Source organism: Rhodococcus sp. 1163 (assembly GCF_002091985.1).
In the GTDB taxonomy this organism is placed as follows: Bacteria; Actinomycetota; Actinomycetes; order Mycobacteriales; family Mycobacteriaceae; genus Rhodococcoides.
On record NZ_MKKX01000016.1, the window covers coordinates 113,904 to 124,851 of the forward strand.

Consider the following 10,948-nt stretch of genomic DNA (forward strand, 5'->3'; position numbering starts at 1 on the left):
CGCTGCGCCGGGCTGACTATTTTTGTGCTCAGACCAGATCGAAGCGGTCCAGCTGCATCACTTTGTCCCACGCGGCGACGAAGTCGTGGACGAACTTCTCGCGAGCATCGTCCGAGGCATAGACCTCGGCCAGGGCGCGCAGTTCGGAGTTCGAGCCGAAGACGAGGTCGTTACGAGTACCGGACCACTTCACTTCTCCCGTCGCCGCGTCTTTGCCCTCGTAGACGCCTTCCTCCGATGTGGGAACCCACTCTGTGCCCATATCGAGGAGATTCACGAAGAAGTCGTTGGTCAAGGTGCCCGGACGCGTCGTCAGGACTCCGTGTTCGGACTTTTTGTGGTTTGCTCCCAGCGCTCGAAGACCGCCGACCAGCACTGTCATCTCGGGCGCACTGAGAGTCAACAGGTTCGCCTTGTCGACCAAGGAGTACTCGGCTGGAAGACGCTGGCCCTTACCTACGTAGTTGCGGAATCCGTCCGACTTGGGTTCGAGAGCGGCGAACGACTCGACGTCCGTCTGGTCCTGTGTTGCATCTGTACGCCCCGGAGTGAACGGCACTGTGACATCGTGGCCGGCGCTCTGCGCGGCACGTTCGACGGCGGCACACCCGCCGAGGACGACGAGGTCGGCGAAGGAGATTTTCGCTGTTCCCGCAGCATCGAAGGTCTCCTTGATGCCTTCTAGGACACGAATGGCGTCTGCCAGTTCGTCCGGTTCGTTGACCTCCCATCCGGCCTGTGGCTGCAGGCGAAGACGCCCACCGTTGGCGCCTCCACGCTTGTCACTGCCCCGAAACGACGACGCCGCGGCCCATGCTGTGGAAATCAACTGGGGTCCGGTCAGCTCCGACGCGAGGATGAGGCTCTTGAGTTTTGCGATGTCTGCTTCGCCGACCGGTTCATGGTCGCGCGCCGGGATCGGGTCCTGCCACAGGAGGGTCTCACTCGGAACCTCGGGACCGAGGTAGCGGGAGACGGGCCCTAGGTCACGGTGGGTCAACTTGAACCAGACCTTCGAGAACTCCTCCGCCAGTTCCTCCGGGTGATCGAGCCAACGTCGAGTGATCTGCTCGTAGATCGGATCGACACGCATCGCGATGTCACTGGTCAGCATCATCGGAGCGTGCCGCTTGGCGGGGTCGGCGGGGTCGGGAACGAGATCGGAAGCAGCGCCGTCCTTCGGACGCCACTGCCATGCACCACCCGGACCCTTGTGGACCTCCCACTCGTAGCCGTACAGCGTTTCGAGGAAAGTGTTGTCCCAGGTCGTCGGAGTCGGCGTCCAGGTACCTTCGATGCCACTGGTGATGGCATCTGCGCCGACGCCCGTGCCGTAGCTGTTCTTCCAGCCGAGACCCATCTGCTCGAGCGGTGCGGCCTCTGGCTCTGGGCCTATGTGTGGCTCAGGATCGGCTGCACCATGAACCTTGCCGAAGGTGTGGCCGCCGACTGCCAACGCAGCGGTTTCGATATCGTTCATCGCCATCTTGCCGAACGTGTCGCGGATGTCGACGGCGGAACCGGCGGGATCGGGCTCGCCGTTCGGGCCCTCGGGGTTGACATAGATCAGACCCATTTGGACAGCGGCCAGAGGATTCTCCAGTTCCCGCTCGCCGGTATAGCGCTCGTCGCCGAGCCAAGTCTGTTCCGGTCCCCAGTACACATCCTCGTCGGGCTCCCAGACGTCGACGCGGCCGCCGGCGAATCCGTAGGTCGGCAACCCCATCGACTCGATCGCCACGTTTCCGGTGAGGACGATGAGGTCGGCCCATGAGAGCTTGTTGCCGTACTTCTTCTTGACAGGCCAGATCAGTCTGCGAGCCTTGTCGAGACTTGCGTTGTCCGGCCAGCTGTTCAACGGAGCGAATCTTTGCATCCCCGCGCCGGCACCGCCGCGTCCGTCCTGGATCCGGTACGTGCCCGCTGCGTGCCAGGCCATACGTACGAAGAATGGTCCGTAGTGACCGAAGTCCGCAGGCCACCATGGCTGTGAGTCCGTCATCAGGGCCACAAGGTCGGCCTTGACCTCGGCGAGATCGAGCTTGGCGAACTCAGCGGCGTAGTCGAAGTTCTCGCCCATCGGGTTACCCACAGCGGGGTTCTTCTTGAGAATCCGTAGATTGAGGCTCTGCGGCCACCAATCACGATTGCTCCCGCCCTCACTCGGGTGTAGCTGCCGATCCTGTAGAACTGGGCAGGCGCCTCCCTCTTGGGGCTGGTCCTGGTTCATCTCTTTTTCGCGAGTGGTGTGGTCTTCAGACACGAGATTCCTTCCGGGGCTGGCGGATCGAACCGATCATGATTGTGATCGTGAACTCTGTGGGGATGCGCAATCGGGGCAGATGCCCCAGAACACGACCTCGGCTTCGTGTACCGCGAATCCTCGGGTGTCGGACGCGGTGAGACACGGAGACGATCCGACCGTGCAATCGACGTCGGAGATGGCCCCGCACGAGGCGCATACGAGGTGATGGTGGTTGTCGCCGACTCTGGACTCGTACCGCGCCACGGAACCGGCGGGTTGGATGCGGCGAACGAGCTGTGCGGCAGTCAAGGCGCTGAGCACGTCGTAGACGGCTTGCCTCGAAACGACCGGAAGTTCGGCGCGAACTACTGCATGGATCGACTCGGTGTCCGAGTGCGGGTGAGTATGCACCGCGTCGAGCACCTCGATGCGAGGGCGCGTGACACGAAGTGCTGCATCGCGCAACATCTCCCGGTAGTTGGGCTTCGAGCTCACCCCTGTGATACGACTCTCATTTCTTGAACAAGTCAAGTATTCGTCCGACAGTTCGAAGTCTCCATCGATCTCGAACTCGTGGTAGACAGATCGCGTTCGGATGAGCGGTCGAGGTCGGGTGGTCGGAGATGGTGGGCAACAGCAGCGTGTGGTCGCGCCCGAACCAATCGATGCGCCCGTCGTCGATCGTCAGCGTCCTGTTCGTTCTCGGCATGGTGACGGGTTGGCTTCTGTTGTACTCGGTCAGCATTCTTGGTGCGCTGTGGAGAATGCTGGAGCCCAACGCGCCGGCGCCGGTGCTGAGTGTGTCGGATCAACGTGCCGACCTCATTGTGCTGGCGGTCCAGATGTCGTTGGGTTTCATAGCAATCGGGCTGACACTCTTCTTACGGCGACACACTCTCGCCGCGGTGTTGCCCGAGCGCCGCGGAACTGCCCTCGATGCGTCTATTGCATGGTGCGCGGCCATCGCAGGTGCATCTGCGGTGGTGTTGGTTCTCGGTCAGCTAGGTCTCGCGCGGTTCGACTTCTCGGTGCCGGCGGTCATGGCGTCACCTTGGCTGGCTGTCGCTTCGGCGTTGGCCACCGGGTTGCGTGAAGAGCCACTGCTCGCGGCGCTGCCCGTTCTCCTTCTTGCGGGTCGAATACCGATCGGATGGATCATGGTTCTCGCCGCCACGATGCGAGGTCTGCTCTACGTGTACTTCGGCTTCGGCGGGTTCGTGTGGGCATTCCTCTGGGGCGCAGCCGCGGTGTGGGTCTACTTCCGGTTCCGCAGACTGTGGGTCCTGATACTTCTCCATGGTCTGGTGATGAACATGCAAGCGCTCGACCGTGTCATCGCCGACGACAACGCAGCGACCATTTTGCAATGGTGCAACATCCTGGTTCTTTTCGGTGCGTTGCTGTATTGGCTCGTACCACGTGCGCTCGACGCGGTGCTGCCGGGCGAATTGGAGGCCCCTTCGGTCGATGGGCACACCGGCTCGGACGCGGTTGCCGTGCACGAGGTTCCGTCGCCAGTGCAGCTTCCCACCGAAGATGCAGGCAGAGCGTGACAGATCGAGCGATCGGAAACGGTGGTGGGATAGGACCCGGTCTTCTTGCGAAAGCTCGGCGTTGCGCGATGAGTAGGATGTAGCAACCGTCCGCACACCGACCGAGGAGTTGTCGATGCCCGATTTCGACGCGCAGGTCGTCGCGACGCTCGGTATCCACTCTGGCGTTTTCGGTGGTCGATCCGACGGCGAAGTCCTGTGCAACGTTCGCCTGCTGAAATCGGTCCCGATTCGGATTCCGTCGTGATCGACGACGAACGGCTGGAACGTTCGTCGATCGTGTCCGCACTATCGGAATTCGATTGTCAGCGGATGACAGTCGGCGACATGCGAGCGGCTGCTGTGGCCATAGCCATCGGTGGCGAACCGTACAGACGACGGATGCTTCTCACCAAGCGTCCGGCGCGTCTGCGCGCTCATCCGGGGCAATTTGCTTTGCCAGGAGGTGGCATCGACCCGGGGGAGTCGGCTGAGGATGCTTGCCTGCGTGAACTCGGCGAGGAGCTGAACGTGCATGTTTCCCCACAAGATATCCTCGGCCGGCTCGACGATTACAGCACTCGATCCGGGTATGTGATCACGCCGTTCGTCGTGTGGGTCGGAGACACGTTGAAGCAGGTCGTGCCGAACGTCGTCGAGGTGGAGATCGTGTACGAGGTCGAGGCCTCGGAGATCGATACAGACCCGAGATTCGTGGTGATCCCGGAGTCGGAACGGCCCGTCATCCAATGGCCGTTCCGAGATTCGCTGGTACACGCGCCGACGGGTGCAGTCGTTCACCAATTCCGCGAAGTCGTCTTCCATCGGCGTCATACTCGCGTGGCAGACTTCGAGCAACCGGTGTTCGCGTGGCGGTGACTTCCCACCCCACGTGTGGGTACCAGTCCAGCCTCAATCAGGGCGTCGACGACAAAGGATCGAGGTGTGGGTGGTGAGTGATCCGGGTTCCGATGCCGAACTCAGCAGCAGGGTTCTCACCGTGCCCAACGTGCTCAGCACACTTAGGTTGCTGGCGATTCCACTGTTTCTCTATCTGCTCCTTGTTCCTGAAGCAGATGGATGGGCGCTGACCGTCCTGCTGCTCAGCGGAGCAACCGACTGGCTCGACGGAAAGCTTGCACGGGCGCTCGATCAGTCATCGCAACTGGGTGCGCTACTGGACCCGTTGGTGGACCGATTGTCGGTCGTGAGTGCTCTCGCTGCATTCGTTGCCCGTGGGATCATTCCGTGGTGGGTGGCGGCGATTCTGATCGGACGCGACGTCGTCCTCGCGGGTACTTTGCTGATCTACCGCCGGCGCGGACTACCACCACCCGAGGTGATCTATCTGGGTAAAGCAGCAACCTTCGTGATCATGATCGCTCTTCCTGTGCTGCTCGGTGCCACCGGAGAGTCGGCCGTCGCGGACGTGCTCACACCGATCGGATACTCGCTGATCATTTGGGGGACCGCTCTCTATACCTGGACCGGAGTGCTCTACACCTACAAAGCATCGATCGTGGCGAAGACGATCCCGAGGAGCCAGAATCAACGTGTTTCGTGATGCGTAAACCACCGACACGCAACCCGACGCCTTCACTGCTGAAGTCATTGATGAGCGAGCACCTCGACCCTGGGTATGCAGCCGCTTCGGCGAACAAGTCGTCGAGATCCACTCGGTCCCCTATGGACGTGGTTCTTGCCATCGTCGGCGTAGTTCTCATCGGCAGCGTCTTCGGTGTGGCGCTATCTCGAGTCGACGTCCTCAGGTCGGACGCGTCCGGTCAAGCGCCCGACTTGGTGGAGACGGTACGCGAGGCAGAGAGCCGATCCGATGCGATGGAACGAACTCGGTCCACTCTCGCCGGCGAGGTCGAGTCAGCCCGGTCGAGCGTCTTGCAGAGCGACAAGGATGGCGCATCGATTCTGAATTCACTGAGGAACATCGAGTCTGCGGCAGGTGCCGAAACTTCGTCCGGTGCAGGCATCGCCGTCGTGGTCACCGAGCCGCCTGCCTCGGCAAACCTGTCCGATGTTTCGCAGAAGAAACGCGGAAACTCGGCGGCGACCGTACTGGACCGAGATCTCCAAGTGGTTGTGAATTCACTGTGGGCGAGTGGTGCCGAGGCGATTGCCGTCGACGGTATCCGAATCGGCCCGAACGTCACGATCAGACAGGCGGGTGGCGCCATGCTGGTAGACAATCATCCAGTCTTCTCCCCGTACGCGATCGACGCGATCGGGTCGCCCGAGCAACTGCAGGTTCGATTTGCGGTAAGTGATGCCCACCTGCGAATGTCAGCGCTCACTCAGCTCTACGATGTCGGCTTCGACGTGCGGTCCGAGGATTCACTCGAACTGCCCGCAGCGGCGGTCAGGACTGCCCCGCGTGTACAGCAGGAAGGCGGAAGGTGACGCAGGAACGTAACGAAGGGGTAGCAGCGAATTCTATGTCCGACGACCGTGCCACACATGCTATGAACAGGCGCGGCGGCGGGTTGGTTCTGCTGGCATTCCTGGCTCTCGGGATAGGGGTACTGATCGGAACCGTGTCCGGCCCGCAGATTCCCGGAGCGGTCGCTCCGTATCTACCGATCGCCGTAGTCGCTGCGCTCGATGCGGTCTTCGGCGGCCTCAGAGCGTATCTGGACGAAATCTTCGATTCCAAGGTCTTCGTCGTCTCGTTCGTCTTCAACGTGCTCGTCGCAGCACTCATAGTGTGGCTGGGAGATCAGCTCGGAGTGGGTACACAGCTGTCGACGGCCATAGTCGTGGTTCTGGGCATCCGGATCTTCGGAAATGCCGCAGCCTTGCGCCGTCGACTGTTCGGAGCCTGACCGCAGTGGCACGAGAGGGAAGGCACGAGTTCCACGGTGATCGGCGCCGACGCAGGACGATCGTGTTCGGTTCGCTGACGATCGTGTTGATGATCGCCCTCGGGATCGGCTTGGCTGCGCAGGTTCGCGTGAACGACAGTGAGAATTCACTCGACAGCGCGCGCCCTGGAGATCTTCTCGTCCTTCTGGACAACTTGGGTCGTAGGGAAGCCGCGCTCCGTGAAGACATCACGTCGCTGCAGGACACGCTGGCGACACTGCAGCAGGAGGACGGCGGTTCCGGTGCCGCGCTCACCGAAGCACGCGAGCGTCTCGACGCCTTGTCGGTACTGGTAGGGACCGTTCCCGCGACGGGCCCAGGAATCGTGATGACGGTGGAAGACCCGCGCACCGGCGTCGGTTCGGAGGTCCTCGTGGACGCGTTGCAGGAGCTGCGAGCGGCAGGCGCGGAGACGGTGCAGATCGCCGGCAGTGACAACGATGGAGTGCGTATCGGATTGGACTCGTGGATTGCGGGAAGTGCAGGGGCGGTCGTCGTGGACGGGCAGAAGGTAAGTGCACCGTTCGTCTACACCGCCGTTGGCGATCCGGCGACGTTGGCCGCAGCATTGGATATTCCTGGCGGGGTGGTCGATACGGTAGCCAGGAATGGAGGTCAATGCCGGATTTCACAATCGGAGCAGGTCACCGTGTCCGCCTTGCGGGACCCGTGATCACGTCAATACGCTCATCGAGCGAAACCCAGCATCACCGTCCGGTGAGCTCAGACGAAAGGACTGCCGACTTGAGCGAGATCGAGCTGCCTGCCGATTTGTTTTACACACCTGAACACGAGTGGGTACAGCGAGTAGGCCCATCCAGCGTCCGCGTTGGTATCACCGACTACGCACAGGCGCAGTTGGGAGATGTCGTGTTCGTCCAGCTGCCCTCCGTCGGTGAGGAAGTCACAGCGGGCTCCTCCATGGGCGAGGTCGAATCGACCAAAAGTGTGTCCGACGTGTTCGCACCCCTGACCGCCAAAGTTATTGCCGTCAACGGAGTTCTGGAGGCAGATCCGGAAAAGGTGAATTCGGGACCTTACACCGACGGGTGGTTGGTCGAGCTGGAGGTCTCCTCGGTAGAGGTCTTGGACGCGGCAGTGTCAGAGATGCTCGATGCGGACGGATATGCTGCCATTACGACCGAGTAACTAGCGGACGCGAGCTGAAGCAACCGTCTACACCCATGCCCGTCCGCAAGGTACGGTCGTTGTTGTGCAGTTGTCGTGTCGGGGCGCAGGTCCGTAGGAACACAGAACAAGCAAACTATTTTGCGTCGACCGTGGTGTGAGTCGCCAGGGTGCAGAGGACTGAGAAGGAGAAACGGTGAGCGAGAACGACAACGACGGCATCTACGGAGAGTCGCCAGCGGAAACCACTTCGGTTTTTCGTGCGGATTTCCTGCAGGAGCTGGATAACTCGGCGACGAGCCAGACCTCGGAGGCCCCGGTGTCGGGTGTGGAGGGCCTGCCCGTCGGATCTGCTCTTCTCGTCGTGAAGAGGGGACCCAATGCAGGGTCACGATTCCTACTGGACCAGCCGACAACTTCTGCCGGCCGTCATCCGGACAGTGACATCTTCTTGGACGATGTCACTGTGAGTCGGCGTCATTCCGAGTTCCGTCAGGACGAGAACGAGTTTCAGGTGGTCGACGTCGGAAGCCTCAACGGAACTTATGTCAACCGCGAGCCTGTCGACTCGGCTGTGCTCACCAACGGTGACGAAGTCCAGATCGGCAAGTTCCGCCTCGTATTCCTGACCGGTCCACGCGGCGGCGCCGGGTCCCAGGTCGGCGAATCGTCTGCGGGTGCGGGCAGCCAGTGACCGCCGTCGGGCAGCAGTCTCCCGGGGGGATGTCGATTGGCTCCGTCCTCGATCGACTTCGGCCCGACTTTCCTGACGTCACGATTTCGAAGATTCGATTTCTCGAAGCGGAGGGATTGATTTCGCCCGAGCGCACAGCGTCCGGATACCGCCGTTTCTCCATCGCCGATTGCGAGCGGTTGAGATATGTATTGACGGCGCAGCGAGATCAATACCTTCCGCTGAAGGTGATCAAAGAGCAGCTCGAAGCCATCGACAGTGGTGTTGCACGCGTCGAGCGTGCAGAGGACGCGCCTCGTAGACCCCGCGGCCTCAGTATTGCTCCCGGTGAAGTATCTCCCGAAGAGTTTCTCGCTGATCGTGAGGTCAGAGTGAGCAAGGCCGACCTCATGGAACGAGCGGGTGTCGACGAGACTTTCGTGACCGAGCTCATTCGCGGCGGCCTACTGACGCCGGGTCAAGCCGGCTTCTACGATGAGGGCTCGATAACCCTTGCGCGGACTGCGAAAGCGATGTTGCAGTTCGGTCTCGAGGTTCGGCACCTACGAGCATTCAAATTGGCTGCTGATCGGGAAGCCGGTTTGGTAGCGCAAATCGCCGGACCAGTTGCGAAGGGCCGAGATGCGGGAGCGCGGGACCGAGCCGAAGAAATGATCCGAGAACTGGCTGCGCTGTCTTTGACGCTGCACACTTGTCTGGTCAAGGCCGCGGTGCGCGGTGCGCTCGATCGCTGAGCGTTCGCCTCGTGTCGTGTTCATCCCTAGGCCACCCTCCGTATGGCGGTCGATTCCAATAGACTCGGCTGCAGTAGGCGGACCCAGACCTGCGGCCCGATTTTCAACGCATATGGGAGGCAGAGGCAATGAGTGAGATGCGTGTTGTCGGTATTCGTGTCGAGCAGCCTCAGAATCAGCCCGTCCTGCTGCTGCGTGAAGCCGATGGAGAGCGGTACCTGCCCATTTGGATCGGGCAGACCGAAGCGGCGGCCATTGTGCTCGAGCAGCAGGGCGTGCAACCGGGCAGACCCTTGACGCACGACCTGATCAAGGACTTGATCGGCGCTTTGGGACACACTTTGAAGGAAGTTCGCATCGTGGACCTTCAGGAGGGCACGTTCTATGCGGATCTGGTCTTCGACAAGGACATCCGGGTTTCGGCCCGTCCATCGGACTCCATCGCGATCGCGCTGCGGGCGGGCGTACCTATATTCGCCGAGGAGCCGGTGCTTTCCGAAGCAGGACTCCTGATGCCCAACGAGCGCGAGGACGAAGTCGAGAAGTTCAAGGAGTTTCTGGAATCGGTTTCACCGGATGATTTCAAGGCAACGGACGGCTGAAGCCCTCGATTCGGTAACGGAAGAGTCTCAACCTCAACTTTAGGTTCAGGTTTACGGCGCGTTGCGTTGATTGTCCCTCCTCGGCCCAATAGCGTTCCCCTTGTGAAATACAGAAGTCGACGATCGTGTGTCGTCGGTTCGCGCCGGGGCGTAGTCTTGCCGGGTACGCGGAGTGGATTTCACGCAGAAGTACACCGGGATAGTCTCCCGGTCGGACCTCTATCGTCGTCATGGTCCGAACAGCAGCGTCGAGACATCCGAAGAGGGAGCAAGTAAGTGGAAGATCAGCCGCAGGGACGCCACCACGGTTCAGCGAGCTTTGTGCCGGGCGATGCTGAATCGGTGGAGACCTCGAATGCAGATCTGCCGACGCAGCCTGCGGCAGTCGCCACGGTGACACCCTTCGTGCCCGATTTTCAGCCGGGGCTGTTCCCGGATGATTCCGTTCCGGACGAACTGGTGGGCTACCGAGTTCCGAGTGCATGCCAGATAGCGGGAATCACCTATCGCCAACTCGACTACTGGGCTCGTACGGGGCTGGTAGTTCCGTCCATTCGCAGCGCAGCGGGTTCCGGTAGTCAACGCCTTTACTCCTTCAAGGACATGCTGGTTCTGAAGATCGTCAAGCGTTTACTCGACACTGGCATTTCTCTGCAGAACATACGAGTAGCGGTAGATCACCTTCGCAAGCGCGGCGTCGGAGATCTGGCAAACATCACCCTGTTCTCCGACGGCACCACTGTATACGAGTGCACGTCCGCGGAGGAAGTCGTCGATTTACTGCAGGGCGGCCAAGGTGTATTCGGTATCGCCGTCAACGGAGCGATGCGCGAACTGACCGGTCTTATTGCCGACTTCCCCGCCGAGCGTGCAGACGGCGGAGAGTCCGAGACGAGTCCCGAGGATGAGCTCGCCTCCCGCCGCAAGACTCGGGCCAGCTGCAAGACAGGATAGACTTCGAGCGTCGCGCTTGCGCGGGAGAGTTCCGGGGCAGCCAGTCTCGGACGCCGAAGGAGCAATACCTCCCCGTCAATCTCTCAGGCACACGGACCGTGTGAGCTTCGACGTCTCTGGAAAGTGATGGGAGCACCCATCCGCCCAAGGTGAAAAGACGTTCGGACAGCTCCTCGAGTCCG

The 10,948-nt window shown here is 61.2% G+C and carries 14 protein-coding genes and 1 riboswitch; of the genes, 12 read left to right on the forward strand and 2 right to left on the reverse strand.

What is annotated here, in order from left to right:
* Positions 1–28: 28 nt before the first annotated feature.
* Together katG and BJD99_RS03185 are read right to left on the reverse strand one after the other, a co-directional pair.
* Positions 29–2,263: a catalase/peroxidase HPI gene (gene katG, locus BJD99_RS03180; protein ID WP_084345343.1), complete on the reverse strand. Its 2,235-nt coding sequence runs from the start codon at positions 2,261–2,263 to the stop codon at positions 29–31.
* A 33-nt stretch (positions 2,264–2,296) separates the two neighbouring features.
* Positions 2,297–2,740, reverse strand: a complete 444-nt coding sequence (locus tag BJD99_RS03185; protein WP_143542036.1) for a Fur family transcriptional regulator — start codon at positions 2,738–2,740, stop codon at positions 2,297–2,299.
* Positions 2,741–2,868: 128 nt separating this feature from the next.
* On the opposite strand from BJD99_RS03185, the gene BJD99_RS03190 reads away from it, so the two are divergent.
* From BJD99_RS03190 to BJD99_RS03240, 12 genes are all read left to right on the forward strand, one after another.
* Positions 2,869–3,798 (forward strand): CPBP family intramembrane glutamic endopeptidase, encoded by a 930-nt coding sequence (locus BJD99_RS03190; protein WP_084345345.1) that lies wholly within the window; start codon positions 2,869–2,871, stop codon positions 3,796–3,798.
* Positions 3,799–3,913: 115 nt separating this feature from the next.
* Entirely contained in the window at positions 3,914–4,045 is a 132-nt protein-coding gene (locus BJD99_RS21175) for a hypothetical protein (protein ID WP_256895437.1), read from the forward strand.
* The gene (locus BJD99_RS03195; RefSeq protein WP_084345346.1) at positions 4,042–4,656 is read left to right on the forward strand and encodes a CoA pyrophosphatase; all 615 of its coding nucleotides are present in this window, start codon (positions 4,042–4,044) and stop codon (positions 4,654–4,656) included. The genes BJD99_RS21175 and BJD99_RS03195 overlap by 4 nt, the downstream gene beginning before the upstream one ends.
* 73 nt (positions 4,657–4,729) lie before the next feature.
* Positions 4,730–5,341, forward strand: coding sequence for a CDP-alcohol phosphatidyltransferase family protein (locus BJD99_RS03200; protein ID WP_373270503.1), 612 nt, complete (start codon positions 4,730–4,732; stop codon positions 5,339–5,341).
* Complete coding sequence (locus BJD99_RS03205; protein ID WP_179142166.1) at positions 5,341–6,192, forward strand: DUF881 domain-containing protein; 852 nt, start codon at positions 5,341–5,343, stop codon at positions 6,190–6,192. The genes BJD99_RS03200 and BJD99_RS03205 overlap by 1 nt, the downstream gene beginning before the upstream one ends.
* Positions 6,193–6,227: 35 nt before the next feature.
* Entirely contained in the window at positions 6,228–6,614 is a 387-nt protein-coding gene (locus BJD99_RS03210) for a small basic family protein (protein WP_373270504.1), read from the forward strand.
* A gap of 5 nt (positions 6,615–6,619) precedes the next feature.
* Entirely contained in the window at positions 6,620–7,327 is a 708-nt protein-coding gene (locus BJD99_RS03215; protein ID WP_256895438.1) for a DUF881 domain-containing protein, read from the forward strand.
* Between the two features lie 71 nt (positions 7,328–7,398).
* The gene (gene gcvH / locus BJD99_RS03220) at positions 7,399–7,803 is read left to right on the forward strand and encodes a glycine cleavage system protein GcvH (RefSeq protein ID WP_084345397.1); all 405 of its coding nucleotides are present in this window, start codon (positions 7,399–7,401) and stop codon (positions 7,801–7,803) included.
* Positions 7,804–7,978: 175 nt separating this feature from the next.
* A complete protein-coding gene (locus tag BJD99_RS03225; protein ID WP_084345348.1) occupies positions 7,979–8,476 on the forward strand; it encodes an FHA domain-containing protein in 498 nt (165 codons plus the stop codon).
* Positions 8,473–9,210, forward strand: coding sequence for a MerR family transcriptional regulator (locus tag BJD99_RS03230; protein WP_084345349.1), 738 nt, complete (start codon positions 8,473–8,475; stop codon positions 9,208–9,210). The genes BJD99_RS03225 and BJD99_RS03230 overlap by 4 nt, the downstream gene beginning before the upstream one ends.
* Before the next feature lie 128 nt (positions 9,211–9,338).
* Positions 9,339–9,812 (forward strand): bifunctional nuclease family protein, encoded by a 474-nt coding sequence (locus BJD99_RS03235; RefSeq protein WP_084345350.1) that lies wholly within the window; start codon positions 9,339–9,341, stop codon positions 9,810–9,812.
* Positions 9,813–10,175: 363 nt separating this feature from the next.
* Positions 10,176–10,766 (forward strand): MerR family transcriptional regulator, encoded by a 591-nt coding sequence (locus BJD99_RS03240; protein ID WP_084345398.1) that lies wholly within the window; start codon positions 10,176–10,178, stop codon positions 10,764–10,766.
* 11 nt (positions 10,767–10,777) lie between these two features.
* Positions 10,778–10,875: riboswitch (glycine riboswitch) on the forward strand.
* Positions 10,876–10,948 lie beyond the last annotated feature (73 nt).